The organism is Sphingobium sp., assembly GCF_003248505.1.
Classification (GTDB): Bacteria; Pseudomonadota; Alphaproteobacteria; order Sphingomonadales; family Sphingomonadaceae; genus Sphingobium.
This window is the reverse complement of record NZ_QFOA01000004.1, coordinates 19528-43784: the sequence shown is the minus strand read 5'-3', so window position 1 is coordinate 43784 and position 24257 is coordinate 19528. Positions and strand designations below refer to the sequence as shown.

Genomic DNA, 24257 nt, shown 5'->3' with positions numbered 1-24257 from the left:
CGCTCCATTGGCGGAGCGCCCGTTCAATAGGGGATGACCGTTCCGTCCCAGGCGAAGCATTGCCCCGACTGTTCCGGCGTCAAACCGTCGAGCACATCGAGAAGTCGCTGCGCCGAACAGTCGGGGGAAAAGAGTCGGCCTGCTGCCACGTTGCGCTGGAACGGCGCTGACAGGCCGGTATCCACCGTGCTGGGATGCAATGTCACTGCTATCGCGTCAGGATTGATGCGGGCAAGCTCGATCGCGACGTTGCGCACGATCATGTTGAGCGCCGCTTTCGACGCGCGGTAGGCGTGCCAGCCGCCCAGCCGATTGTCCGTAATCGAACCCACTCGCGCGGAGAGTGCCGCGAAGACGAGGCGTCCTTCGCGAGGCGGTCGGGCGAGCATGTGCTTGGCGATCAACGCAGGCCCTGTCGCGTTGACGGCGAACAGGCGGGCATAGGAGTCCGCGGTCTGCGCCCTGAGCGATTTTTCCGGCTGGGTGCCCGTATCGTGCAGCATTCCGGTCGCCACGATGATGAGGCGCGGCGGCGCGTCCGCCATCCCCGCAGCGGCGGCTTCCAGCGTTGCCTCATTCTTAAGATCGAACCGAAAAGGCCGCAGCTTCGGCCCGTCCGCAACCGAGGATCGCGCGCCTGCATGGACGATATCGATATCGTCCCTCGCTGCGATCCGGCTCGCCAATGCCGCTCCGATCCCGCCGCTCGCGCCAAATACGCACGCAGACCGTGCCGTTTCGATATCACTCATCAGGGCTAGCTAACCTGCGAGCCCGACAGCCGCCACATGGCCGATCGAACAGCGCCGATACAGCCAAAGCAAAAGAGCCGGCGCGACGAATCGCACCGGCTCTTTTAGCGTTCCACGAACACATGTCGTCAGTTGATGGTGCCGATGCCTCCGATCGCGCGGTCGACCAGAAGCTTGTCGGCCTGGGCATCGTGACCCTGCGCGATCAAGGTTGCGGCGGCAGAGGTCGCTGCGTTGACGGCCTTGGCGCGGATGCCTGCGATGGCGGCGCGTTCGGCGGCGCCGATCTTGTCCTCGGCCATCTTCTGGCGGCGAGCGACCAGTGCCTGTGCATTGACCTTCGCGTCCGCGATCAGGCTTTCGGCCTCATGCTCGGCAGCCTTGCGCAACGCTTCGGCTTCAGCGGTGGCGGCGGTCAGCTTTGCCTCATACTCGCCCTTGAGCGCTTCGGCTTCGGCGCGCAGTCTCGCTGCTTCGGCGAGCTGTTCCTTGATCTGGGCGATGCGACCGTCCAGCGCGCCGCCAATCACCGCGGGCACCTTCTTGACCAGCAAGATCAGGATGAAGACCGCCATCGCGAGGCTTACCCACGCGGTCGCGTCCATGCCGACCGCTCTGGGATCGGTATGCGGCGCAACGCCTTCATGAGCCACGGTACCGATCGGTTCCATACCCTCGGCATGGATCGCCTGGTCGAGGTTAGGCGCGGTGTCCGCGCCATTTTGCTGTGCTGCTGCCTCAGCCATGGGCCAGTGCCGCCTTTACTGCGTTGCGGGCCGCTTCGTCCGACGCTTCCACGCCGGAGATGCGCGCCACCATGTCACGCGCCGCATCGGCGGCGACGGTTTCGATCTGCGTCAAGGCAGCGTTGCTCGCTGCCTGGATGCGGGCTTCGGCAGCCGCGATCTTGGCGGCCACTTCCGCGTCCGCGGCAGCCAACTGCGTTTCCGAAGCCTTCGTCGCATCCGCCTTGGCCTTCGCCACCACCGCCTGCGCGGCGGAGCGGTTCGCCGCATCGCGGACCTTATAGTCGGCTTCGGCCTCGTCGGCACGAGCGAAGGCCGCCTTGGCCGCGTCCAGATCTCCGCTGATCTTCGCGTCGCGTGCGTCCGCCGTCCCCTGCACCTTGGGCACCATGCCAAGGCCGATGACGAAGAAAACGAAGCCGAACGTCAGCAGCAGCCAGAAAATCTGGCTGGCATATGTATCGGCGATTTGCGCGATTTGTGGCATCTTACGGGGTCCGTCCGGTCAGAGGGCGGTAAAAATCAGGGGAGCGGGCAGACCGGCCATTGCCGGACCTGCCCGCGTCCATTTCGTGTCAGGCCACGAACACCAGGATCATGGCGATAACGAACGCCAGCAGACCCAGAAGTTCCGCCGCGGCGAAACCGATGAACAGGCGGCCCTGCTGGCCGTCGGCAGCGCCCGGATTGCGCAGCGCGCCTTCCAGGAAGCTGCTGAACACGTTGCCCACACCGAGGGCGGCGATGCCCGCACCGATCGCGGCCAGGCCAGCACCGAGCAGCTTTGCAGCTTCTGCGTCCATGTCGTAAACTCCCTTGTTAAATCAGAAAAGGTTGAGGAAATCGGATAAAATCTCAGTGCAGGTTCTCGGCATCGTTGAGATAGACCGAGGTCAGCAGCGCGAACACATAGGCCTGGATGACCGCAACGAGCACTTCCAGTGCGCTGATCCCGATCATCAGGATGAAGCTGGCCGTGCCCACCGTGAAGCCGAGAGCGGGCGACGCGTTGGCGCTGTTGATGACGAAACCCGCAAGCACCTTCAGGAGCACGTGCCCGGCGGTCATCGCGACGAAGAGACGCAGGCCGAGGCTGAACGGGCGAACCATGAAGGATACGAGTTCGATGAAGAAGAGCGGCACCACCATCAGCGCCGGCGTGCCGTGCGGCACGAACAGCGAGAAGAAGTGCAGGCCATGCTTGTAGAAGCCCACGATCAGCACGATCGAGAAGCTCATGATGGCGAGCACGCCGGTGGCGGTGAAATGACTGGTGAAGGTGAAGGGGTGCAGCCCGAACAGGCCGAGCGGCAACAGACCCAGCAGGTTCGCCAGCAGAATGAACATGAAGAGCGAAAAGACGTAAGGAATATATTTGCGGCCCTTGTCACCGATATTGGCGATCAGAAGGTTCTTGATGAAGCCGGTCATATATTCGACCGCCATCTGCCAGCGACCCGGCACCAGTTCCCGCTTCATGCCGCCGACCACGAAGATCCACAGCACGATCGCAGCGGCGACCATGTAGAGCGCGCTATTGGTGAAGGCGAGATTGTAACCGCCAACCGACCAATGATCCGTACCGAACAAAGGTTCGATAGCGAATTGATGCATCGGATCGATCTTGCCGGATTCTGCCACGTTGACCCCTGTAACGTTCACGCATTCGGACTTGGGCTTCAGCGTCCCTGTTCGTCGGGACGCTTGACCGTCGTCAATCTTATGATGTTCCTGAACGCCGCCACGATCCCGAGACCGAGGAAGACGAGCAGGAGCCAGGGCGACGTACCGATCAGCCGGTCGAGGACCCAGCCGATCAACGCACCGCCGACAAGACCGCCGATCAGTTCCGCAAGCACCCTGTTGCCGAGGCGAGACCCGTCGTCCGCCTGCTGCTCCCTGGCCCCCTGCCTGACCTTTTCGACACGCTCGGCCTTCGCGATCCGTTCCTCAAGGGAAGCGATCCGCGAGTCCTCGCCCGCCGGGTCCTGTCCGGGTGTATCCGCTGCCATCATCCTGCTCCACAAAGGGTCGATCCCCAGTGGAAGGCGGCATGGCGCTTGCGGCTGCACCCGTCAAGGCGGGCTCGCTTTAGAAAGGGGATGGGGGAGTGTCAACCCGACAGAAAGACGGAAAATTCGCCGTGCCGGGCATGATCGCCAGCCGCTTGCATTTGCGTATTTTCCTATTTAGTTAAATTCGCATGGACAAGATATTCAAGGCTCTCGCGTCGGAACCGCGCCGCCGCATCCTGCATTATCTCGCCACCGAACCGATGACGGTGGGAGAGATCGCCGACAATTTCGAGATGACGATGCCGTCGATTTCCAAGCATCTGGCGGTGCTGCGCGAAGCGGAACTGGTCCGTGAGCAGAAGCACGGGCAATATATGCTCTATTCGCTGATGGCCGATCGGCTGACCGGGCAACTCTACGCGTTTCTAAGCGAATTCTGCCCGGATGCACGCGCTCTGGTCGAGACGCGCCGCAACCGGCGCGGGCGAACCCGCGCTACGGCTGTGGCGAAACCGGATCAGTCCGCGCCCGCGCAGTAGGAAGGCAAGGCAACCGCAGCGCCGCCCTTTGTCTGCCAGGCACCAGCACCGATTCGATAAGCCTGCCCCTGCCTCAGGCGGCCCAATGTCTGGCAGGCCGTCGCCGCCGCCACATCCTGCACAGTAACACCGCGCTGGCTGGCAAGCTGAGTATAGGCGGCGCGGCGCTTGATGTTGATGGCGTCGACTTCCGTCCGCACGTCCGCACCGACCGATCCCGCGATGCCAAGATAGCCATCGGCCTGTTCCCCCACCGTCCCGGCGTTCATCGCGGCGGCAACCGCACCCGATTGCGCGCGGGCGGGCGCGGAAAGCACCATGCCACCGGCCAGAGCGACCGCTGCACCGGCGGCGATCAGGATGATCTTGCGTGTCATTGCGGGAACAGCTCCGGGTTGTTCTGGATGAGCGACTGGGCGTCGCGTTGCAGGCGGACGACGACTTCCTGCTGCACCTTGACGTTGAGGTTGATCTCGATCGGCTTGTCGGGCGCTTTCACCTGAATGCATCCCCCCAGCGATAGGCCGGCTATCCCGGCGATGATGATGGCGCGCTTTCTCATTTCGGCTCCCCGTTTCGCTTAATGTCGCTGTCCAAAGGCTGAACTGCAAGCCCCTGCCGGTCGGTCACGCGCATCTTTTCCTGCGTCTGCTTGCCGATTTCGTCCCTGATGGTCTGCGTGGGATCGATATAGGACTGCGCGGTTTTCAAAAGGCCGCGGAAAGGCGCGGAAATCTTCACGTTGAAAATGAAGGGCAAGCCGATGAAATTGCGGGCGAGACCGGCGGGCGCATCGCCGATCTTACCCCGATTGATGCCGTTGAAGACGACATTGGTGACCATCTCCCCGTCGAGAGCGCCGTCCATCAGGATGCTGAGGCACTTATATTGCAGGTTCTTGAGCGCATCGAAGGCGATTTTGCCCATCGCGCCCAGATCCTCGTTAGATACCGGGCCGACATAGGATAACACGCCGCCCTGCCGCTTGGGGTCGCAAGGAATAGTAGGCAGCACGCCTTCGGGCATGATGAGCGGGGGCAGCCCCTGCTGCCGCGCGACCAGAACGCCGCCCGAAACACGCCCGCCCTGCGCATTGAAGATCAGCGGCATGATCCCGTCGAAAGTACCGGTCGCGGAGATGTTTTCCAGTTCCATAGCCTGGATGAAGGCGCCCGCGTCCAGGCCGATGACGCGGAACGTCATATAGCGATCCACATCCGCCGAAAAGTCCATCGTCGTGGGCAGCAGCACCAGCTCCCCGCCCGAAAAGGGCCATCCGCCCCCTTCTATCCGTATCTTTTGCCCCGGTTCCAGATGATAGCGAACGATGCCGTTCCGCGCCTCGACGCCCGGATTGACGGATGCGATGCGTACTTCCTGCCCCGGCGCGGAGACGAGGCCGATGAGATCGGTGAAGCGGATTTCGCCTGACAGCCCTGCAACCGGGCCGAAAGCGGCGGCGAAGCTGGCATTGTCGGTGCGGAACGTCCCGGTGCTGCGGACGTCGGACCCGGTCCAGTCGATCCGCCCCTGCCCCGTCACCGTCGCCGCGACATTGGCAACGACGCCCACGGTGAGGCGCGTCACATCCTCAGGCTGAAGCGTCGGACCGAAGTTGATGCCACGTACGGCAAGATCGGCATGACCGCGCCCGCTTCCCAGATCGTGGGCGATCGACACGTCCGCCACTTCGATGCCGCCGCGCGGCGTTGTGAGCTTGCCCGATGCGGTTATGCGCCCGGCCTTCATCGTAAGCTCCGCGTCGGGAATGGCGAGCGGTTCGAACCGCGCCGGGGACGCGGCATCGCGCACGTGCGTGGCGGCGCGTAGCGTCAGCGCGCCCGCTGCAAAGCGCCAGTCCCCCTTCCCTTCCTCCAGGATCAGCGGCACCGATCCGATCCGGCCGCCCAGTCCGCTGACCGTGCCGGCAAAACCCTGCGCGCCCGGCGCGCCTTCCAGAGCCGCCGCCGACAGGCGCACCGGCGATTCGCCCGCACCGATGCGCAGCGACGCACCCGCCAGGGCGATACGGTTACGACCCAGCGCGAAGCTGGCGCGGTCGGCTTCGAGCCGCATCGGGCTGTCTCCGCTCCGCCCGCCGATCGCGAGGTTGCGAGCGACCATGCCCCCCCGCAGACCCGATCCGCCCAGCGCCAGCATCGCGCCACCGTCCAGCGGGCACAGAGTCTGCCGCGTCGGTCCGACCGTGAAGCTGGCGTAGCGCAATTCATCCCACGCCACCGCCGCACAGTCGGGATTGACCGCCAGCGATCCATCGGGGGCGATTCGGCCCGCAATCGGCATGACAAGCCCACGCACACGGCCATCGGGCAACGGTCCGTCGAGCCGAACGGTGGTTGTAAAACGGGTCGTCCCGCTGCGATCGGCGACGAACCGCACGCGATCCAGCGCCAACCGCGCGTCGCCCGCGCCATAGGGATCCACGAACAGATCGCCGCCAAATCCGCCTGCCGGACGCCGCGCCAGCCGCAAGGCCCCATGCGGCAATCCACCGCCGCCGGTCGTGAAAGATCCGTCGAGCGCCCAGTCGAGGCCGCCACGCCGCCCTGGCCAGCCCAGCGTCAGGCTGCTGCCCTCCCCCAACCCCACACGCGCACCGCTAGCGGAAGTGAGCGCGCCATGGGTCACGGTCAGGCTGCCCCGTCCCGCCTTCTGGCGCAATGCGAAGCTGGCTCTCATCCGATTGCCGCGTTCCGCCTGCCGAACCGACGCTGCCATGCGCTCCACCAGCGGCCCGACCGGCGTCGTCCTGCTGCTGGCCGTGAACGATGCGAGCGCGTCCCGTCCCGTGCGTCGCAGGTCTTCGCCGCTCAACTGCCCGCTGGCGCCGACCGCGCCGTCGCGCAATGCCCATTCGCCGCGAAGCAAAGCGTCGCGCATGGCCATCCCTGCGCCGCCCAGCGCCTTGGCCGCGACCGTCGCGCGCCCCTTCGTCTCCTTCGCCGTCCCCTCGAACGACAAGCGACCTTCGGGCTTTGCAAGCGTCACCAGGCTGGCGCGCAGCGCGTCGCCCTTAAGATCCGCCTGCCCCTGCCAGTGTTCCAGCGCCGGGCCGAGCGTCACGTCGACAATCCCCTTAGGTCGCGCCAAGCTGAACCCTGCATGCGGACAACCGATCGCGCCAGCCTCGACCGGTCCCCGGAGGCGGGGTCGCCCGCCGCCGGTCGTTACGTCCATCACCGCCCGGACACCGGTCGCGCCGCATCCCACGACATTGCCTTTTGCCATCGCAGCGGCCAGCCTGCCGGTGAAGCCCGAACGCAGGTTGCCGTTGCCGTTCACTTGCATACCGATTCGGCCAGCCACGGTGTCCAGCGTCAGCCGCGCATCCTGCAATCCCAGCACAAGGTCAGGCAGGCGGAACGGCTCGGTCGAGGCGGGACCGCGAAACTTGTCCACTTCGCCCAGTTCGAGGACGCCGTTACGGATGGCGCCACGCAGTCTCACGCCACCCGCGCGCACTGCGGCAACGTCCGGCGCCAGTCCGGAAAAGCTGATATCGACTTCGACCCAGCGCGCCGTCAGATCGGGATGGGCGGGATCCCCCAGCACGAGATTTTCGATTCGCTGCGTGCGCAGCCCCACATCCACAAGATCGTAGTCGGCCTGTACGTCGCGGCGCGCGAGTTCGCGGTTGATGAAGTTCTCGGCGATGGGGGATCGCTGCGTCCACAATGCGATCAGTGCCAGGGCGAGCGAACCGGTGCCGACGCCCAGCCAGCGCGCCCACCCCCGGCGCACCCTGTCTTCACGGCCCGTTTCTGTCATTTTTCCTGCCAACCCCGGTTGCCGTCCCGCGCATCCGTGACGCAACCATAACGTCCGGTTCCCCCTTAATATCCTTGCCGCCCAAATCCGCAACGCATAGCGTCATGCCTCAGGGGCCAAAGACAAACGGGACAGACGAACAGGGGGAAGAGTCGCTTGGCCGATACAGATGTGAAAATCGCGCACGACGGCGCCGGGCATCGCGCGCGCCTACGTCAGAAGCTGGCGGATAGCGGCGGCGACGCGCTGCACGACCATGAACTGATCGAATATCTGCTCGCGCTCGCCATTCCGCGTCGCGACACCAAGCCATTGGCCAAGGCGCTGTTGCGCGAATTTGGCGGTATCGGCCGGTTGATGACCGCCGATTGGGCACAGATCGGTCGCGTCCCCGGAATGGGCGACACCAGCATCGCCGCGATCAAGATCGTGCAGGCGACGGCGCTTCGGATGCTGCGCAACGAAGTCGCGGCGCAGCCTGTGCTGGCGGGCTGGCAGGCGCTGCTCGACTATCTGCGCGCCGACATGGCCTATCTGACGGTGGAGCGTGTGCGGGTGCTGCACCTCAACAGCCGGAACATGCTGATCCGGGACGAGCATATGGGCGACGGGTCGATAGACCAGGCGGCGATCTACACGCGGGAGGTCATCAGGCGCGCGATCGATCTGGGATCGGCGGCGCTCATCCTCGTCCACAATCATCCCAGCGGCTCGCCCGAACCGAGCCGGCAGGATATCGACGTGACGCGCCAGATCATCGATGCGGGCAAGCGGCTCGGCATCGGGGTCCACGACCATGTCATCATTGGGACGCAGGGGCATGTCAGCCTGCGCGCCAAGGGGCTGCTGTGAAGCGTCAGCCCAGCCACCGCCGGGCCAAAGAAGAGCGGGCGATCAGCATCGACAGCCCCCATGGCCCTGCCAGCGCCAATGCCAGCAGCCAGGGTCTGCCGAGATAAGGCGTCAGATAATGGATGACGGCGACATGGACATACATGATCGTAAGCGACGCCCGCCCGAGCGCTGCGAGCGGCGCGGCGACCGGTGCAATCCGGGATGACAGGCGGAAGACCAGCAGCGACGTGGCGACGCCCGCCGCCATCGACAGCACCGGCCATCCGTAATCCCCGGCCTTCATGTTGAGCGTCGGAAAGACGCCCGCCAGCCCCGCGGCCGACAGCAAGGCCAGCGGTACGATCATGGCCCTGCGCCAACGCACCTGGCCCCATGCCTTCCCGACCCACAGCAGCACGACTGCCATCGGCACGCTCAACAGGCCGAGCGGCGAAACGTCGGTCCACCACCCAAGCCCGTAGGCGAGCGCCACGACCGGCAACAGGATCAGGCTCCATCGCCGATCCAGCGGATCGGGCAGGCGACCGATCAATAAAGTGAACACGATGCGCGCGACGATCAGGCACGGCACGAACCAGAAGATCGTGAACGGCCCCCGCAGCCACGATCCGCCCAGTAGCACCGCCCACAGATCGCCGGGCCATTGGTGAAAGATCGGCACGCCGCCCTTCATCCGCTCGATCGTCCGGTCGGCGAGGATCAGCAGCACCAGCCATGCCGCATAGGACCGCATCTGCGCCGCCAGCAATCGCCGCGCGAATGCGCCGGATGACTGCGGTCGCGCCAGCATCCCCGACAACAGGAAGAAGAGCGGCATGTGGAAGCTGTACATGGCGTCACGCACGCCCCCGCGCGTCCATATATGGCCCACGACCACCGCGACAATGCCGATGCCGCGCGCGACATCCACCCAGTCCAGCCGCTCAGTCGCCGGGCGCGGCGCGCGCCTTTCGTCCCCCCTGTTGTCCATTGCCCCCTCGCCCTATAGGAAGGCGCGTTCGCGTCAACCGCCCAACCCCATCCGATCGGACTGCCCCTTGCCTTTGCTTACCGACCATGTCCTGTTCATCGACGGCGAGGCGCTGATCCTCGACAAGCCTGCCGGTCTGCCGGTGGATGCGCCGCGCGACGGGTCGATGTCGCTGGAAAATCACCTGTCCTCGCTGACTTTCGGCTTCCAGCGTTGGCCGCTGCCCGTCCACCGGCTGGACCGCGATACGAGCGGCTGCCTGCTCCTTGCCCGCAATCCCAAGGCGCACAAGCGCTTCGCGGGGGCGTTCGAGGCGGGAACCGTGGTCAAGCGCTATGTCGCGGTTCTGGACGGCATCCCGGCAGAGGATGAAGGAACGATCGCGCTGTCGCTCAAGAAAGTCAGCACAGCGGCACAAGGCTGGCGCATGATCGCTGCAAAGGCGGGCAAGGCCGCCGTCACCCATTGGCGCAAGATCGGCGAGCATGACGGTCGCGCGCTCGTCGCCTTCACGCCGGAAACGGGACGTACGCATCAGATTCGCGTTCATGCGCAGCACGGCCTCGGCTTCGGCATCGTGGGCGACCCCGTCTATGGCCGGGGAGAAGGGCCGATGCTGCTCCACAGCCGGTTCCTGAGCGTGCCGCGCGGCGACAAGCCGCCGGCGCAAGCCACCGCGCCCCTGCCCGCAACCTTCGCTGCGGCAGGTTTCGCGCCTGAGATGCTGGACGATGCCGGGCTTTGACATACCGGAGGACGCGCTGGAGGAGCGCTTCGTCACCGGCGGGGGGCCGGGCGGCCAGAATGTGAACAAGGTGGCGACGGCGGTGCAGTTGCGCGTCAACCTGTTCCGCCTCAACCTGCCGCTCCACGCCTATCGCAAAATCAAGGAACTGGCGGGATCGCGGCTGACCTCCGCCAACGAGATCGTGATCCAGGCAAACCGCTTCCGCACGCAGGACGCCAACCGGCAGGACGCACGCGAACGGTTGGCCGACATGATCGCCAAAGCCCACGAACGCGACGCCCGCCGCATCGCCACCAAGCCCGGAAAAGCCGCCAAGGCTCGCCGCATCGACGCCAAGAAAGCCCGCGGATCGGTCAAGCAGGCGCGCGGCAAGGTGCGGATGGATTGACGGGGATGCCACAGGCTGACGTCCGAAACTGGCTCGCGCGCGCAAGCGTCGGCCTTCCCCTCTGCATCGTCGCGGCGATCGCGGTGGGGATGATCGGCGTCGTCATCGATGCCGTGCACGACAAGCGTGCATTCAGCGCGTTTCTCTTCATCCGCCAGGATTTCGCCCCCGCTATCCTGATCGCGCTGCTGGCGCGCTATGCTCTTCGGCCCTGCGAGGCATATCGCGTGCTGGCCTGGACAGATGCGCTGGCCAGGCGACCTTGGATCGTCCCCTGCCTGCTGGTCGTGCTTTGTTGGGCGGGTCATCGTTGGCTTTTGCAGGGCTATGACCTGACGCGCGACGAACAGATGACCGCGTTCGACGCCGCCATCTATGCGCACGGGCGCCTGTTCTGGCCGATCGGCCAGGAATGGCGGCCCTATGCGCAGGCGCTGAACCAGTTTTTCATCCTGCCTGTTGCCGACCGGCAGGCATGGGTTTCGGGCTATCTTCCCATCAACGCGCTGGCACATGCCATCATGGGCCGCATCGGGCTGGCCGGACTGGTCAGCCCGCTCTTTACCGGGATCGGCGCTCTGGCGCTCTGGCGCGTGACCGTCAGACTTTGGCCCGACGACCGGCAAGCATCCGCGGTGGCCATGCTCCTCTATGCCGGATCGTCGCAGGTGGTCGTGCAGGGAATGACAAGCCACGCTATGGCGGGGCATCTGGCGCTCAACATGCTCTGGCTGCTTTTTTTCCAGCGTGGCGGCTGGAGCCATGCCGGCGCGATCCTGATCGGTTTTCTCGCGACCGGTCTGCATCAACCGATCTTCCATCCCCTCTTCGTTTTCCCCATCCTGACCGGACTGCTTTTTCACAGACGCTGGCGGATCGCCGCCGTCTACGCCGTAGCCTATGCGGCGATCGGCATCTTCTGGTTCGCATGGCCCAACCTCATAGTCGATCTCGCAGGCGGTCCCCTGGCGGGGATTTCCAGCACCGGCGACCGATTGGGCTATGTCGAGAGGATCACCGCTCTGCTCCGCGATTTCGGCCCTGCCAGTCTGTGGCTGATGGCGATGAACGTCGTGCGCTTTGTCGTCTGGCAGCACCTTCTTTTCGTGCCACTGGTCGCTGCCGGCGCGACGCTGGCGTGGCGGCAACCGCTCGTGCGGCCATTGGTGGCCGGCATCCTGATCCATCTGATACTGGTCGGTCTGCTGCTCGCCTATCAGGGCCATGGTTGGGGCTATCGCTATTTGCATGGCGTCATCGGCAGTTGCTGCATTCTGGGGGGCTATGGCTGGCGCATGGCGCGACCGCTCTGGCCCTCGGCACGAGTATGGAATGGAGGCAACTCTTTCACCTTTGCCGTCCTCATGCCGATGCATATGACAATGGCCGCGTGGCTGACCGTCCCCTACGCGCAAGTGGCCAGCGCAATCGGACGCCTTCCGGCGGACGCCGTCATCGTCGACGATGGCGCAGTCGCCTTCGGCGCAGACCTTGTAGTCAATCGCCCCGATCTGTCGAACAGACCGATCCGCCTGCTTGCAAGTGAACTCGATACGGCTCAGGCAGCAGCGCTTTGCCGGCACCGCCGCATCCTGTTAGTGGATGCTACGGCTCTCTCGCCCATCGGTCGGGCGATAAACGCAGAGCCGTCAGGCGCTGCGCATATGCGAGCGCTGCGGGCCGCCTGCCCCCCGGGTCATTAACCCCTCCGCCAGGTCACAGACGCGCCGCGCCATCGCATCCCAGCGATAGCGACGCCGGGCATAGGCGGCCATCTTCTCGCGGTACGCAGCGTCCACCCTCGCCTCGTCAATCGCCAGTGAAGCGGCAGCGGCGTTTGCCTGAGGCCGGTCAATATCGATGGCGAGCGGCGTGAGGAATTGCGACCCGTCCGGGTCCGCTCTCGCGCTTTCGGCACCGCAGATGACGGGCAGGCCGCAGGCCATGGCCTCCTGAACGACCAATGGATAACCCTCACCTACGCTCGGCAGCAGTAGCAGGTCGCTCGTCCGATACAGGTCCGCAAGCGCCACGCCCGAAACGTCGCGCTTTACAGTCACGTTAGGTAAATTCCAGCGATCCGGATCGATCGGCCCTCGACCCGCCAGCAGGAAGTCGAGATCTGGACGAAGACGGGCGAGCGCCTCGATGGTGGCCAGCCCCTTCTTTTCGACGAACCGCCCGGCGAACATGATCCTGCGTCGGCGGCCTGGTTCCGCCGGAGCGGCAACCGCATCGCCTGCGTAAAAGATATCGGTGTCGACACCGTTGAAAAGCATTTGGGGCGGTGCCGCGAAGTGGACGCCCGAAAAATGCCGACATGTCGTATCGCTGATGAAGATGACCTGATCCGCCGCGGCCAGCATCCTTCTTGCCACCAGGCGGTCGGCGAGTTTCGCTACACCCCGAAGAAGGCGGCTCCTAAGCGGCAATTCGCCCACATGCTGGATCAGCAGCACGGGCCTGCGGCGCGCCTTAGCGAAGACCAATGCAGCAATCGTGGGCACGTAAAGAGCATCGTGGATCACCACCGCATCTGCATTGCCGACAGCGCGCCACAATCTGCGGAATGAGGATAGAGACGGCAACGGCATGGGAAGCCCGGTGGCGCGCTCTATTCCGTTCCACGCAGACAGCGCGATCGGCGCCGCCGTTTCCGCCGCGCACGGTTCGCCTGCCGCCGCCCAGAAAAGGCTATGCCCTTGCCCGGCGAAAGCGCGGCAAAGATGTCCCGCCACGCGCTCGATACCGCCACCATGGCCTTCGAAGAAATGCGTAACGGTCAGGATGCGCATCGGCCTTACATCGGCTCCCATCGCATCGTGATTTCGAGGGGATTGGGGAATGCTGTGGCGAAGGCACCGCGACGATATTCGCCGCCTGTCGTCTCCGCGATGCAATAGCCACTGCGCTCGGCCAGAGACTGCCATTCCGGTAAGGACAGATAGTCGGCCTTGACCATCCCGGAGAAAGGCGTGTTCCCGACGAAATCGAGAAGAGCGAGCCGGATATGATTGTTGCTGAAGTCGGGTATCCGGGAGCCTTTCAAAGATGCAATCATGCCCCACCTCTCTGGGCAAGCGCCGCCGGGCCTTCTGAGAGAATTGCCCATCGGCTCGCTATGAAATTGATGACACTCATACTCGCCGTCGAAATCGGTGCCGCTGCTAGCATCGAAAGGTGAATGCCATCGATCAGTGCCCATAGAAAAACCCATTGGATTGGAATATTGGCAAGCAATGCAGCGGCGTAGCGGATGAATCCCCGCCACGTCATTATTGTGCAGAACGTGTACCGGCTGTGCAAAACGAAACCCACCACCACCACAATGGCAAAGCTCGAAAGCAATGCGCCGCCATATCTTAGCCCGACGAGGTCGGACGCGACGAGTATAAGGTTGTGAACGCCAAAACATGTGGCGGAGACACCGCCGAAGCGAACTATTCTGGCGATAGTCACAGGGATGCCGCTTTCAAGCAACGGACAAGATAAATACAGCCATTATAGTCGCTCACCTGGTGGGGCGTCAGTTTGTCCTCGACCCACGCCCGCGCGTTCATAACTACCGCCAACGCGTTTGCGAGCACACCACCCACGACAGGAACTCTGCGAACCGCCCACGCGAAGCCCGTCAGGCGGATAATGGTCGTCGTGGCGAGGGGCCCGACGATCGACACCACCTCGTGCACCGCAAAGCCGCGCTGCTCGATATCATATTGAAGCCCGGTGCGGGTCCAGCGGCGGTGGTCTTGCGGGTGGGGATGGTAGAGCCAACTGCCATGCGTCGACAGGATGAGGGTGCCGTCATGCTTCATCGCCCGCATGGCCTCGGCGAAATAGAGGTCGAGATCGGCGACATGCTCCAGCACCTGCATCGACATCACGACGTCGGCTTGGCGAATGTCCTGCGGCAATCGCCCATCGGGTCCGATCGTCACATCTGCGTCCGAAGCGAAATCCGCGCCGCAATAGTCGAGGCCGCGCTTTTCGACCAACGCGCGGTAAGGCATGACGCCACAACCGAAGTCGAGCGCTTCCCCGCCGACACGAACGTTCGCTAGCATCCTGTCCAACTCCCGGCTCAACCCGCGCAGGACAAGCCAGTCAGTATCCCATATCCGCGGCGCACGGCGACGGGTCGCATCGTCATGATGCACGATAACGTCCCCTTCCCCCGATAACGGTAGCGAATGTCGCATCATGTCCGGCCACGATCGACAGCAGAAAACCGCCGAACATGGTTTGCAGGCCCGTCGTTCCCAGTGCCACCGTCATCACAAGGGGAACGATGTTGGGCAGCGCCCTGAAACTGCTTTGCGACCAATAGGCCGTGATGACGACCAGCGATACCGCCGCCACGATCATCATCGCGGCGCCCGCACTCAATAGATGTTCAAGAGACAGCAGATGCGACCAGCGTTCGAGCATGGGGCGGGATGGGCGATAGCCTTCCCTCACGCCCAGCAGATGCGTGGCAGCCGCCATGATGCCAGCCATATGCCCGACAACGAACATGAAGCCCGCGATCACCCCCCAACTCGCTCCGAAGGGGCCGTCACCGGTTAGCAGACCCAGGAGATGCGCCAACGTTACGGCGAAGACGATGCAGGCACCGCCCATCGCCGCCAACGCCGGAACGCCGAACACCCAGGTAGGACTCAACATCAGGAGGTAGCGCAGATGGCGCCAGCCGTCGCGCCAGGGGCGAAGATGCGGTGCGCGGTCGCGCAGATCGACGGAAAGGGTCGCGGGCACTTCTGCGATATGGAATCGGCGCAGACTCGCCTTGATGACCATTTCGCTCGCGAACTCCATCCCGCTGCCGGACAGGCGCAGCGCGATGAAACAGTCTTTGGTGATCGCGCGCAAACCGCAATGGGCGTCGCTGATGCCGGACCGGAAAAAGATGTTGAGGATGCCGGTCAGGACCGGATTGCCGATATAGCGGTTCTTCCACGGCATAGCCCCGGGCGCGATCGAACCCTTGAACCGCGACCCCATGCACAGGTCCGCACCGGCAAGCAGTTCGCCGATCATAGGAACCCCATCGGTGAAGTCGTAACTGCCGTCGGCATCGCCCATCAACAGATAGCGCCCGAACGCCCCCTCCCCGCCGCCGATCAGCGCCGCGCCATAGCCTCTTCGTGCGACCGGCACGACCCGCGCGCCCCGGTCGGTGGCGATCGTTTGACTGCCGTCCGTCGATCCGTTGTCGGCAACGACGATTTCGCCGAAGAGGCCATATCGTTCCTCGATCATCGCGAGCGCGCGTTGCGCATTGGCGATGCAGTGCGGCAGGCTGACAGCTTCGTCGAGGCAGGGCATGACGATCGACACGTCGATCGCGCGCGCTGCCCCCTTCAACTGGGAGAGGCCAAGACCGGCTTCAACGAACATCATCACCCCCGCAAGATTGGCCGATGAAGCGATAGAGGCTTTTGGTTAACGCTTTCTTGCGGACTGGCCGGGCAACGCGCGACGTCCTATATGCGCGAAATGTACGATTTTGCTCCCACCGACGCCGCCGACCGGCAATCCCTCCACGCCGACCTTCTGTCCGCCGCCGATGCGCTGACGGCGGGTGAGCCGGACGGCATCGCCAACATGGCCAATCTGGCCGCGCTCATCTGGCAGTTCCTGCCCAATCTCAACTGGGCGGGCTTTTATCGGATGGTGGGCGATGAGCTGGTGCTCGGGCCGTTCATGGGGAAGCCCGCCTGTATCCGCATTCCGCTGGGCCGGGGCGTGTGCGGCACGGCTGCCGCGACGCGTGAGACGCAACTGGTAGAGGATGTCCACGCTTTCCCCGGCCATATCGCCTGCGATGCTGCAAGCGCTTCGGAAATCGTCGTGCCGATCATGCATGAGGGACGGTTGATCGGCGTCCTCGATCTCGACAGCCCGGTGCCTGCCCGTTTCGACGCGGACGACGCGCGAGCGATGGAAACGCTGGTGGCCAAGGTCGCCCCCCGGTTGGGGTAAGAAGCCGCCCCGTTTCGGGACAGGCCGCCGCCGCCCGACCCGTGGATGGGCGCGGATCATCATGCTAAACGACGCGTTAACTTGCGATCAGCGCACCCTACGACCGGTGCGCAACAGGGAGCGTCGTGATGAAGATTTCCGCTTGCTTGGGCCTGGGGGCTGCCGCGTTGACCTGGGCCGTATCCGCTCCTGCCTTGGCCAATGGATCTGCTGCCGGCAATTGGAGCGGTGCGCCGCGCACCGTCGCGATGACGCGGCCGGGCAACGGATGGCAAGGCGGGCATCGCTGGGGACCGCGCCATCAGGGCCGCTGGTATGCGGGCTGGCGCGCGCCGGGCGGCTGGAACGCTTATCGCCGTCCGGTGGTGGGCTATGTCCTCCCGCGCTACTGGGTCAGCCCGAACTATTATATCGCCAACTACGGCGCATATGGCCTGCCCGCGCCGGCCTATGGCTATGGCTGGTCGCGCTATTATGACGATGCCGTGATGACCGATCGCTATGGCCGGGTTACGGACTATCGCAGCGACATCGACTGGGACCGCTATGAGGGCGGTTACGGCCCTGACGATGACTACGCCTATGACTCGCCGCGCCGCGACAATGGCGTGGGCGGCGCGGCCATCGGAGCGGCGGTCGGCGGTGTCGCGGGCAACCGCATCGCCGGTCGTGGCAACCGTACCGCAGGCACGTTGATCGGCGCTGGCGTCGGCGCGGTCGCAGGGCTGGCCATCGACAGGGCGGAGGACGGATCGCGCCGTGACGGCCCGCCGCCGCAGCATCGTCGCGCCGGCGCATCCTACGATAGCGATTACGATTATGGCGACGACAGCGTCACCACGCACAACGATTACGAAGGGCGCTGGACGGGCACCTGGACGACCGATGACGGGCGGCAGGTCAGCGGCACCTACGATGGCCGGTTCGAGGGAGAGGTGCGCGGTGCGGGCGTCGACTATGCCGTTCCGCCTTATGCTGCTGCGCCGCACTGGGGGGCAGGGCCTGCGGGCGGTTATGTGTCGGGCGGCTATTATTATCCCGCCCCCGTCGTGACCACCGTGACCGTGCAACCCGCCGTCACGACTACCACGACGACCACCTATGTCACCGAACGGGTCGCCTATCGCAGGCCGATCCGCCGCCGCGCGGCCTGTCGCTGCAAATAAAGAAAGACCGTCGCGCCGCCGCTTCTGGCGCGGCGCGGCGGTCGCGCCTTCAGCGACCGAGGATTGCCGCCAGTTCCTGCGGCATCGGCGCTTCCATACTGCTCGTGGGCGCGGCGCTACCCGCTTCGCCCTTGGGCTCGAACGGCACCCATCCCTGGCGGCTCAGTTTTTCCAGCGGGCGGTAGCGCACCTTGTACTGCATCCGTTGCGACCCCTCGACCCAGTAACCGAGGTAGACATAGGGCAGTCCCGCCGCAGCCGCGCGGGTCAGGTGATCCATGATGATGTAATTGCCCAGCCCCTGCCGGTGGGGCAGTTCGGTATCGAAGAAGCTGTAGATCATCGACAGACCGTCGCCCTGCCGGTCGGTCAGGCACGCACCGACCAGCTTGCCCGGTCGCCCGCCCACGCCCGCTTCGCGGTATTCGACGACATAGCTGTCGACAGGGGTCTGCTCGACCATGTCGGCAAAGTCCATCTCGTCCATTTCGGTCATCCCGCCGCCGGGATGACGCGCGGTGAGATAGCGCTGAAGCAGCGCATATTGCTCTTCCGTCGACCATGGCTTGCACGCCGTCACCTGAAGGTCGCTGTTGCGCCGGATGAGCTTGCGCTGGGTGGCATTGGGCCGGAACTGCTTCGCCACCACGCGGACCGATACGCAGGCCGAACAATCGGCGCAGCTCGGACGATAGGCCACATTCTGGCTGCGGCGGAAACCGATGCGGCCCAGCGCATCGTTCAGTTCCGACGCATTGTCGCCGCTGAGCTCGGTAAAGACCTTCCGTTCGCTCTTGCCCGGCAGATAGGGACAAGGCGAGGGATTGGTGACGAAGAAGCGCGGAAAACGGAACGCGGCAGTCACGCCTCGTTCCCCGATTCTACCGTCCGCGCCATGCCCGTCATCTTGCCGTTATGCATGGCCCGAACCCGCGAGAAAAGGGGATTTACCACGAAAATTTCACGCCGGTGACAGGTTACGCCACCTCGATCGGCGCCACCTCATACCCCGCCGCCTTGAGCGCCGCGATCAGCCGCTGGAGATGCTCGCCATCGCGCGTCTCGCACTCCACGTCGAGGCTGAGCCCCTTGGCCGGCAGGTTGGTGAAAATGCGCTGGTGCGACAGTTCGAGGATGTTGACCGCCTCCTGATCGAAGATGCGCGCAACATGGAACAGCGCGCCGGGACGATCCTGAAGGATGATGCGCAGCCGCGCCAGCCGCCCCGACCGCGCCAGATCGCGCAGCAGCACGTTGGCGAGCAGCCGCGTGTCGATATTGCCGCCCGTCAGCACCAGCCCGACATTGCGCCCGACGAACCGCTCCCTGTGAGTGAGCAGCGCCGCGAGCCCCGCCGCGCCTGCGCCTTCCACCACCGTCTTTTCGATCTGGAGCAGCAGGCTGACCGATTCCTCCAGCGTGCGTTCGGTGACCAGCAGCACGTCGTCGGCCAGCCGCTCCACCACGCGCCGCGTGATTTCGCCGGGCTGCTTGACCGCGATGCCCTCCGCCAGCGTATCGCCGTCGCACGCCAGTTCGCCGCCCTTGATGAAGCTGTACATCGAAGGATAGAGTTCGGCCTGCACGCCAATCACCTGAATGTCCGGCTTCATCGCCCGCGCCGCCGTCGCCATGCCCGAAAACAGCCCGCCGCCGCCGATCGGAATGACCAGCGTGTCGATTTCCGGCGCGTCCTCCAGCATCTCGAGCGCAACCGTGCCCTGCCCCGCCATGATATCGGGCTCGTCAAAGGGATGGACGAAGGTCAGCCCCTGCTCCACCTCCAGCTTGCGGGCATGGGCGTAGGCGTCGTCGAACTTTTCGCCATATTGAACCACGGTCGCGCCATGGCTGCGCGTCTGCGTCACTTTCACGATGGGTGTCGTCGTGGGCATGACGATGGTGACGGGAACGCCCAGCCGCTTGCCGTGATAGGCAAGGCCCTGCGCGTGATTGCCCGCCGACGCGGCGATGACGCCTTTCGTCTTCGACGCTTCGTCGAGTTGCAACAGCCGGTTGAGCGCCCCGCGTTCCTTGTAGGCGGCGGTGAACTGCAGATTCTCGAACTTCAGATAGACTTTGCAGCCCAGCATGTCCGACAGCGTCTTGCTGATCAGCGTCGGCGTCTTGACCACCGCGCCCGCGATCCGGGTGCGCGCGGCGAGGATATCGTCGACGGTGATGGGCAGCGGCAATGCGCTTTCGATCCTTGCGAGCGTGTTCATGGCCGCCGCCCTAGACGAAAATTGCCCGCGAAGGAACTGGCACTGTCGGAAAACTCGCCTTATGGCGGGGCTGCACGCATCAAATGCACGAGGCATATGGCTAACATCGCGTTTATCGGCCTGGGCGTCATGGGCGGACCCATGGCAGGGCATCTGGCGCAGGCGGGACATGATCTCACCGTCTACAACCGTTCGATCGGCAAGGCGAAGGTGTGGGCGGAAGCCTATGGCGGCGCGGTCGCGATCACGCCGGCCAAGGCGGCCGAGGGCGCGGACATCGTCATCAGCTGCGTCGGCAACGACGACGATCTCTCGCAAGTCACGCTGGGCCGCGAAGGCGCGTTCCGGTCGATGAAGGAAGGCAGCCTCTTCATCGATCACACCACCGTGTCCGCCCGCATCGCCCGTCAGCTTTTCGTCGAGGGGGAAAGCCGTGGCATCCACGCGGTCGACGCGCCGGTTTCGGGCGGTCAGGCGGGGGCGGAAAACGGTCGCCTGTCGATCATGTGCGGCGGCAGCGAGGCGGCGGTGGCCGCCGCGCGAATCGTGATGCAGTCCTATGCCGCGCGCATCGTCCATGTGGGCGGCGCAGGCGCGGGCCAGACGACCAAGATGGTGAACCAGATCTGCATCGGCGGCGTTCTTCAGGGCCTGTCCGAAGCGCTCCGCTTCGCGCAGGCGGCGGACCTCGATCTCGACAAAGTGTTCGAAGCTATTTCGGGCGGTGCCGCGCAAAGCTGGCAGATGGAAAATCGGTGGAAGACGATGGCGCAGGACAGTTTCGATTTCGGCTTCGCGGTCGACTGGATGCGCAAGGATCTGGGCCTTGCGCTGGAAGAAGCGCGCGCGAACGGCGCGACGCTGCCGGTGACGGCGATGGTCGATCAATTCTATGCCGACGTGCAGGCGATGGGCGGCCATCGTCAGGACACCAGCGCGCTGGTGCGCCGGATCACCCGCGCGTGAAGGCGCGCCTGATCGGCGCGATCGCCGCGCTTGCCCTGCCCTTCCCCGCTCTGGCATCGGGCGTCGTCGACAATGTGAACGGCATCGCGCTGGACGCGAACGGGAAGATCGTGCGTTTCGCGGCCCTCATCGTCGACGATGAGGGCAAGGTCGAAAAACTGCTTCCCGGTCGCTATCAGGAACCCGAATACAAACCCAAGAAGCCCAAGCGCGGCCAGCCATGGCCAGAACGGCCCAAAGGCCCGTCCTTCAAGCTGGACGGCGGCGGCAAGACGCTGATCCCCGGCCTTATCGACGGGCATGGCCATGTGATGGGCTATGGCCTGTCGCTCGTGACGCTGGACCTTTCAGACACGCGGTCGCTGGCCGAGGCGCAGGCGAAGATTCGCGCCTATGTCCAGGCGAACCCCGGCCTCAAATGGGTGATCGGTACCGGCTGGAACCAGGAGAAATGGGGGCTTGGCCGCTTCCCGACCGCCGCCGAACTCGATGCGGCGGAAAGTGCGACTCCGGTCTGGCTGGAGCGGGTCGACGGTCATGCCGGCTGGGCGAACAGCGCTGCCATCCGCGTGGCAGGCGTGACCGCCGCCAGCAAGGCCCCTGCGGGCGGACGGATCGAGATGGCCGCGGGAAAGCCGGCGGGCGTTTTCGTCGACAAGGCGATGGACCTTGTCCAGCGCGTCGTCCCGCCCCCCGCGCCCAAGGACCGCGACGTCGCGTTCGAAAAGGCGCAGCGCGCGCTCCTGGCCGTCGGTATCACCGGCATCGCCGACATGGGCACCAGCATCGCGGACTGGCAGGCGTTCCGCCGCTCCGCCGACCGTGGCGCGCTGCGCGTGCGGATCATGTCCTACGCCATGGGGCTCGAAAACATGGTCCTGATCGCAGGACCGGAGCCGACGCCCTGGCTTTATGACGATCATCTGCGCATGGGCGGCGTCAAGCTGCTGCTTGACGGCGCGCTGGGATCGCGCGGCGCGTGGCTGCGCGCAGATTATGTCGACGCACCGGGCCAGCGCGGCCTGCCGATGATTACCGACACCCAGTTGCGCAATTTCATGAGCCGCGCCGCGATGGACAATTTCCAGGTCGCCGTCCATGCCATCGGCGACGCCGCCAACCGCGACGTGCTGAACGCCATCGAGGAACTGGGCGACACCTACAAGGGTGATCGGCGCTGGCGCATCGAACACGCCCAGATCGTCGACCCCGCCGACCTCCCCCGCTTCAAGCCGTTGGGCGTCGTCGCGTCGATGCAGCCGGTGCATGAAGCGTCGGACTGGCGCATGGCGACCGCACGACTGGGCGAAGCGCGGCTGAAGGGCGCCTACGCGTGGAAGACGATGCTCGACAACGGCGTCCCCCTCGCTTTCGGGTCTGACGTCCCGGTCGAAAGCCCCAACCCCTTCGCCGGGATCGCCGTCGCCATGAGCCGCGAGGACGCGCAGGGCGAACCTGTGGGGGGATGGATGCCCGAACAGAAGGTCAGCTTCGAAGCGGCGCTGGACGGCTTCACGCGGCAGGCCGCCTATGCGGGCTTTGCCGAAAAGAAGTTCGGCAGCCTCCAGCCCGGCCAGCGCGCCGACTTCGTGCTGATCGACCGCGATATTTCGACGGCGCGTCCGGCGGACATCCGCCAGACGCAGGTGCTCGAAACCTGGATCGGGGGCAAGCGGGTCTATATGAAGGGGCAATAACCGCCCCTTACCGCCCCACCCCTCAATAGGCGTTGGGGTGGAACAGCACGCCCAGCGTCGCGACGATGATGCGAAGGTCGCGCCAGATCGACCAGTCGCTGACATATTCAAGGTCGGATTGAAGCCGGTCGATCAGGTCCTGATGATGGTCCGTCGCACCGCGATGGCCGCGCACCTGTGCAAGGCCGGTCATGCCCGGCTTGATGCAATGGCGCGCCCAGTAACGCGCGTCTACCTCCCAGTATAGGCTGTCCCCCGCCTTCGCGGCGGCGGCATGGGGGCGGGGCCCCACGATGCTCATGTCACCCAGCAAAACGTTGAAAAGCTGCGGCAGTTCATCGATGCTGCTGCGGCGCAGGAACGCACCGACACGCGTCACCCGGTCGTCGTCGCGCTTCGTCAGCGTCGCTGCCCGGTGATCGCTCATTTCCGAACGCATCGACCGAAACTTGTAAATGGAAAAGGACCGGGCATCCTTGCCGATGCGCGGCTGGCGGAACAGGATCGGCCCCGGACTGCTCAGCTTCACCGCCAGCGCGGCGGCAATCAGGATCGGTGACAACAGGATCGTCGCGATGCCGCCCACCACCAGGTCGAACAATCGCTTGATCAGGCGGTCGCGAAACATCAGCGGTCCGCCCGCGACAATGATCGTGGGCTGCCCGCCATACTGGTCGACGCGCGCGGGGGCGAAGCGCAACAACTCGGGCACCACGATCTCACCCCGTGCCGACAGGGATTTGAGCGCTGCGGACCAGTCGTCCATCCGGTCGAGCGGACAGGCGACGATTACCCGTTCCGCCATGCCCGCCGCCGCCGCCAGCCGCGCTGCCATGTCCGCATCATGCCGTTCGGGGTGGAGGCCCGCCGCTTGCGCTTCGATCACGTCGACGTGCGGCCCGGCGTCGATGGCGACCCCGTCCAGGATCACGGCAGTCAGGTGCGGCACCTCTCCCAGCGTGCGCACCGCCAGCCGCGCCACCGCCAGCCGCACCCCCGCCAGCGCCGCCGCGCCGAGCACGAGGCCGGTCACGAAGGTCAGACGCGAAAGCTGCTCGGCGATCTTGCCCAGATACACGATTAGCAGCATGAGCAGCGCCGCCTGCACCAACGCCCAGAGCGCGCGGGAAATGCCGCGACGGACCCGTTCGATGGTGGCGATGCCATAGGCGCCCCCCTTGATGCCGAGCAGCGCATAAAGCGGCGCGATCATGGCGAACATGACCAGGCCGTGCGGCTTGCCCGGTTCGCCCCAGAGCGCGCCCAGCACGAACCAGTTGGCAGCGAGGAAGGCGCAGAACAACCCTGCCATGTCCCCCGCCAGGCAGAGCGCATACAGGCGCAACCGCACGATTTCCTTGGAGACGGTCGCCCTTTTCCTGTCAGTCATGGCGCGCCCGTTGGCACCGCTGCGCGCCT

Annotated in this window: 27 protein-coding genes; 9 read left to right on the top strand and 18 right to left on the bottom strand. The window is 65.0% G+C overall.

Going from position 1 to position 24257, the window contains the following annotated elements; genetic code table 11:
- Nucleotides 1-23: 23 nt before the first annotated feature.
- The 6 genes from DI606_RS02950 to DI606_RS02925 form a co-directional block, all read right to left on the bottom strand.
- Nucleotides 24-752, bottom strand: coding sequence for an SDR family NAD(P)-dependent oxidoreductase (locus DI606_RS02950; protein ID WP_293979670.1), 729 nt, complete (start codon nucleotides 750-752; stop codon nucleotides 24-26).
- 128 nt (nucleotides 753-880) lie between these two features.
- Nucleotides 881-1498: a F0F1 ATP synthase subunit B gene (locus DI606_RS02945; RefSeq protein ID WP_293979669.1), complete on the bottom strand. Its 618-nt coding sequence runs from the start codon at nucleotides 1496-1498 to the stop codon at nucleotides 881-883.
- Nucleotides 1491-1985, bottom strand: a complete 495-nt coding sequence (locus tag DI606_RS02940; protein WP_293979668.1) for an ATPase — start codon at nucleotides 1983-1985, stop codon at nucleotides 1491-1493. The genes DI606_RS02945 and DI606_RS02940 overlap by 8 nt, the downstream gene beginning before the upstream one ends.
- Before the next feature lie 88 nt (nucleotides 1986-2073).
- Nucleotides 2074-2301 (bottom strand): F0F1 ATP synthase subunit C, encoded by a 228-nt coding sequence (locus DI606_RS02935; RefSeq protein ID WP_004207392.1) that lies wholly within the window; start codon nucleotides 2299-2301, stop codon nucleotides 2074-2076.
- A gap of 52 nt (nucleotides 2302-2353) precedes the next feature.
- Nucleotides 2354-3139: a F0F1 ATP synthase subunit A gene (locus tag DI606_RS02930; RefSeq protein ID WP_293979667.1), complete on the bottom strand. Its 786-nt coding sequence runs from the start codon at nucleotides 3137-3139 to the stop codon at nucleotides 2354-2356.
- A 38-nt stretch (nucleotides 3140-3177) separates the two neighbouring features.
- A complete protein-coding gene (locus DI606_RS02925) occupies nucleotides 3178-3510 on the bottom strand; it encodes an AtpZ/AtpI family protein (RefSeq protein ID WP_293979666.1) in 333 nt (110 codons plus the stop codon).
- A 191-nt stretch (nucleotides 3511-3701) separates the two neighbouring features.
- Here DI606_RS02925 and DI606_RS02920 point away from each other — a divergent pair, with 191 nt between their 5' ends.
- A complete protein-coding gene (locus DI606_RS02920; RefSeq protein WP_293979664.1) occupies nucleotides 3702-4052 on the top strand; it encodes a metalloregulator ArsR/SmtB family transcription factor in 351 nt (116 codons plus the stop codon).
- Here the strand turns inward: DI606_RS02920 and DI606_RS02915 are convergent.
- Genes DI606_RS02915 through DI606_RS02905 form a run of 3 tightly spaced genes read right to left on the bottom strand, consistent with a single transcriptional unit; the run spans nucleotide 4031 to nucleotide 7841 of the window.
- Complete coding sequence (locus DI606_RS02915) at nucleotides 4031-4429, bottom strand: YdbL family protein (RefSeq protein ID WP_293979662.1); 399 nt, start codon at nucleotides 4427-4429, stop codon at nucleotides 4031-4033. The genes DI606_RS02920 and DI606_RS02915 overlap by 22 nt on opposite strands.
- Nucleotides 4426-4614, bottom strand: coding sequence for a YnbE family lipoprotein (locus DI606_RS02910; protein ID WP_293979660.1), 189 nt, complete (start codon nucleotides 4612-4614; stop codon nucleotides 4426-4428). Before DI606_RS02910 ends, DI606_RS02915 begins: the two co-directional genes overlap by 4 nt.
- Nucleotides 4611-7841 carry a YdbH domain-containing protein gene (locus tag DI606_RS02905; RefSeq protein WP_293979658.1) on the bottom strand — a complete coding sequence of 1077 codons (3231 nt, stop codon included), beginning with the start codon at nucleotides 7839-7841 and terminating at the stop codon, nucleotides 4611-4613. Before DI606_RS02905 ends, DI606_RS02910 begins: the two co-directional genes overlap by 4 nt.
- Before the next feature lie 156 nt (nucleotides 7842-7997).
- Here DI606_RS02905 and radC point away from each other — a divergent pair, with 156 nt between their 5' ends.
- Nucleotides 7998-8693, top strand: a complete 696-nt coding sequence (gene radC / locus DI606_RS02900; RefSeq protein ID WP_293979657.1) for a DNA repair protein RadC — start codon at nucleotides 7998-8000, stop codon at nucleotides 8691-8693.
- A 4-nt stretch (nucleotides 8694-8697) separates the two neighbouring features.
- On the opposite strand, the gene DI606_RS02895 is transcribed toward radC, so the two are convergent.
- A complete protein-coding gene (locus DI606_RS02895; protein WP_293979656.1) occupies nucleotides 8698-9666 on the bottom strand; it encodes an acyltransferase family protein in 969 nt (322 codons plus the stop codon).
- Nucleotides 9667-9733: 67 nt separating this feature from the next.
- Here DI606_RS02895 and DI606_RS02890 point away from each other — a divergent pair, with 67 nt between their 5' ends.
- From DI606_RS02890 to DI606_RS02880, 3 genes are read left to right on the top strand one after another with little or no spacing between them, the layout of a single operon-like run.
- The gene (locus tag DI606_RS02890) at nucleotides 9734-10411 is read left to right on the top strand and encodes an RluA family pseudouridine synthase (protein WP_293979655.1); all 678 of its coding nucleotides are present in this window, start codon (nucleotides 9734-9736) and stop codon (nucleotides 10409-10411) included.
- The gene (gene arfB / locus DI606_RS02885; protein WP_293979653.1) at nucleotides 10398-10802 is read left to right on the top strand and encodes an alternative ribosome rescue aminoacyl-tRNA hydrolase ArfB; all 405 of its coding nucleotides are present in this window, start codon (nucleotides 10398-10400) and stop codon (nucleotides 10800-10802) included. Before DI606_RS02890 ends, arfB begins: the two co-directional genes overlap by 14 nt.
- Nucleotides 10803-10807: 5 nt before the next feature.
- Nucleotides 10808-12505: a hypothetical protein gene (locus DI606_RS02880; RefSeq protein ID WP_293979652.1), complete on the top strand. Its 1698-nt coding sequence runs from the start codon at nucleotides 10808-10810 to the stop codon at nucleotides 12503-12505.
- Here the strand turns inward: DI606_RS02880 and DI606_RS02875 are convergent.
- The 5 genes from DI606_RS02875 to DI606_RS02860 are packed head-to-tail and all read right to left on the bottom strand — an operon-like array spanning nucleotide 12452 to nucleotide 16202.
- Nucleotides 12452-13597, bottom strand: coding sequence for a glycosyltransferase family 4 protein (locus tag DI606_RS02875; RefSeq protein WP_293979650.1), 1146 nt, complete (start codon nucleotides 13595-13597; stop codon nucleotides 12452-12454). The two genes, DI606_RS02880 and DI606_RS02875, sit on opposite strands and share 54 nt — an antisense overlap.
- A gap of 5 nt (nucleotides 13598-13602) precedes the next feature.
- Nucleotides 13603-13863 carry a hypothetical protein gene (locus DI606_RS20310; protein ID WP_367119456.1) on the bottom strand — a complete coding sequence of 87 codons (261 nt, stop codon included), beginning with the start codon at nucleotides 13861-13863 and terminating at the stop codon, nucleotides 13603-13605.
- Entirely contained in the window at nucleotides 13860-14261 is a 402-nt protein-coding gene (locus tag DI606_RS20305) for a GtrA family protein (RefSeq protein WP_367119455.1), read from the bottom strand. Before DI606_RS20305 ends, DI606_RS20310 begins: the two co-directional genes overlap by 4 nt.
- Nucleotides 14258-15001, bottom strand: coding sequence for a methyltransferase domain-containing protein (locus tag DI606_RS02865; protein ID WP_293979770.1), 744 nt, complete (start codon nucleotides 14999-15001; stop codon nucleotides 14258-14260). The genes DI606_RS20305 and DI606_RS02865 overlap by 4 nt, the downstream gene beginning before the upstream one ends.
- A complete protein-coding gene (locus tag DI606_RS02860; protein ID WP_293979646.1) occupies nucleotides 14949-16202 on the bottom strand; it encodes a glycosyltransferase family 2 protein in 1254 nt (417 codons plus the stop codon). The genes DI606_RS02865 and DI606_RS02860 overlap by 53 nt, the downstream gene beginning before the upstream one ends.
- A 96-nt stretch (nucleotides 16203-16298) precedes the next feature.
- On the opposite strand from DI606_RS02860, the gene DI606_RS02855 reads away from it, so the two are divergent.
- Entirely contained in the window at nucleotides 16299-16784 is a 486-nt protein-coding gene (locus DI606_RS02855; RefSeq protein ID WP_293979644.1) for a GAF domain-containing protein, read from the top strand.
- Between the two features lie 128 nt (nucleotides 16785-16912).
- Nucleotides 16913-17950: an RcnB family protein gene (locus tag DI606_RS02850; protein WP_293979643.1), complete on the top strand. Its 1038-nt coding sequence runs from the start codon at nucleotides 16913-16915 to the stop codon at nucleotides 17948-17950.
- Nucleotides 17951-17999: 49 nt separating this feature from the next.
- Here DI606_RS02850 and DI606_RS02845 read toward each other — a convergent pair whose 3' ends face one another.
- Both DI606_RS02845 and DI606_RS02840 read right to left on the bottom strand, forming a co-directional pair.
- Nucleotides 18000-18815, bottom strand: coding sequence for an arginyltransferase (locus DI606_RS02845; RefSeq protein ID WP_293979641.1), 816 nt, complete (start codon nucleotides 18813-18815; stop codon nucleotides 18000-18002).
- A 112-nt stretch (nucleotides 18816-18927) separates the two neighbouring features.
- Complete coding sequence (locus tag DI606_RS02840) at nucleotides 18928-20175, bottom strand: threonine ammonia-lyase (RefSeq protein WP_293979639.1); 1248 nt, start codon at nucleotides 20173-20175, stop codon at nucleotides 18928-18930.
- Between the two features lie 96 nt (nucleotides 20176-20271).
- Here DI606_RS02840 and DI606_RS02835 point away from each other — a divergent pair, with 96 nt between their 5' ends.
- On the top strand, nucleotides 20272-21141 hold the full coding sequence (locus DI606_RS02835; protein ID WP_293979638.1) for an NAD(P)-dependent oxidoreductase: 870 nt from the start codon (nucleotides 20272-20274) through the stop codon (nucleotides 21139-21141).
- Nucleotides 21142-21149: 8 nt separating this feature from the next.
- On the top strand, nucleotides 21150-22838 hold the full coding sequence (locus DI606_RS02830; RefSeq protein ID WP_293979768.1) for an amidohydrolase: 1689 nt from the start codon (nucleotides 21150-21152) through the stop codon (nucleotides 22836-22838).
- Nucleotides 22839-22860: 22 nt separating this feature from the next.
- Here the strand turns inward: DI606_RS02830 and DI606_RS02825 are convergent, their stop codons facing one another.
- Nucleotides 22861-24228 (bottom strand): exopolysaccharide biosynthesis polyprenyl glycosylphosphotransferase, encoded by a 1368-nt coding sequence (locus DI606_RS02825; protein WP_293979637.1) that lies wholly within the window; start codon nucleotides 24226-24228, stop codon nucleotides 22861-22863.
- Nucleotides 24229-24257: the final 29 nt, after the last annotated feature.

Bases quoted from the DNA above. Each gene is read 5' to 3' on its own strand.
- DI606_RS02855 (WP_293979644.1), top strand. From the start codon at position 16,299: ATGTACGATTTTGCTCCCACCGACGCCGCCGACCGGCAATCCCTCCAC.
- DI606_RS02945 (WP_293979669.1), bottom strand. From the start codon at position 1,498: ATGGCTGAGGCAGCAGCACAGCAAAATGGCGCGGACACCGCGCCTAAC.
- DI606_RS02915 (WP_293979662.1), bottom strand. From the start codon at position 4,429: ATGACACGCAAGATCATCCTGATCGCCGCCGGTGCAGCGGTCGCTCTG.
- DI606_RS02935 (WP_004207392.1), bottom strand. From the start codon at position 2,301: ATGGACGCAGAAGCTGCAAAGCTGCTCGGTGCTGGCCTGGCCGCGATC.
- DI606_RS02905 (WP_293979658.1), bottom strand. From the start codon at position 7,841: ATGACAGAAACGGGCCGTGAAGACAGGGTGCGCCGGGGGTGGGCGCGC.
- DI606_RS02925 (WP_293979666.1), bottom strand. From the start codon at position 3,510: ATGGCAGCGGATACACCCGGACAGGACCCGGCGGGCGAGGACTCGCGG.
- DI606_RS02920 (WP_293979664.1), top strand. From the start codon at position 3,702: ATGGACAAGATATTCAAGGCTCTCGCGTCGGAACCGCGCCGCCGCATC.
- DI606_RS02865 (WP_293979770.1), bottom strand. From the start codon at position 15,001: ATGCGACATTCGCTACCGTTATCGGGGGAAGGGGACGTTATCGTGCAT.
- DI606_RS02875 (WP_293979650.1), bottom strand. From the start codon at position 13,597: ATGCGCATCCTGACCGTTACGCATTTCTTCGAAGGCCATGGTGGCGGT.
- DI606_RS02835 (WP_293979638.1), top strand. From the start codon at position 20,272: ATGGCTAACATCGCGTTTATCGGCCTGGGCGTCATGGGCGGACCCATG.
- DI606_RS02860 (WP_293979646.1), bottom strand. From the start codon at position 16,202: ATGATGTTCGTTGAAGCCGGTCTTGGCCTCTCCCAGTTGAAGGGGGCA.
- DI606_RS02825 (WP_293979637.1), bottom strand. From the start codon at position 24,228: ATGACTGACAGGAAAAGGGCGACCGTCTCCAAGGAAATCGTGCGGTTG.
- DI606_RS02850 (WP_293979643.1), top strand. From the start codon at position 16,913: ATGAAGATTTCCGCTTGCTTGGGCCTGGGGGCTGCCGCGTTGACCTGG.
- DI606_RS02840 (WP_293979639.1), bottom strand. From the start codon at position 20,175: ATGAACACGCTCGCAAGGATCGAAAGCGCATTGCCGCTGCCCATCACC.
- DI606_RS02910 (WP_293979660.1), bottom strand. From the start codon at position 4,614: ATGAGAAAGCGCGCCATCATCATCGCCGGGATAGCCGGCCTATCGCTG.
- DI606_RS02950 (WP_293979670.1), bottom strand. From the start codon at position 752: ATGAGTGATATCGAAACGGCACGGTCTGCGTGCGTATTTGGCGCGAGC.
- DI606_RS02940 (WP_293979668.1), bottom strand. From the start codon at position 1,985: ATGCCACAAATCGCGCAAATCGCCGATACATATGCCAGCCAGATTTTC.
- DI606_RS02895 (WP_293979656.1), bottom strand. From the start codon at position 9,666: ATGGACAACAGGGGGGACGAAAGGCGCGCGCCGCGCCCGGCGACTGAG.
- DI606_RS20310 (WP_367119456.1), bottom strand. From the start codon at position 13,863: ATGATTGCATCTTTGAAAGGCTCCCGGATACCCGACTTCAGCAACAAT.
- arfB (WP_293979653.1), top strand. From the start codon at position 10,398: ATGCCGGGCTTTGACATACCGGAGGACGCGCTGGAGGAGCGCTTCGTC.
- DI606_RS02880 (WP_293979652.1), top strand. From the start codon at position 10,808: ATGCCACAGGCTGACGTCCGAAACTGGCTCGCGCGCGCAAGCGTCGGC.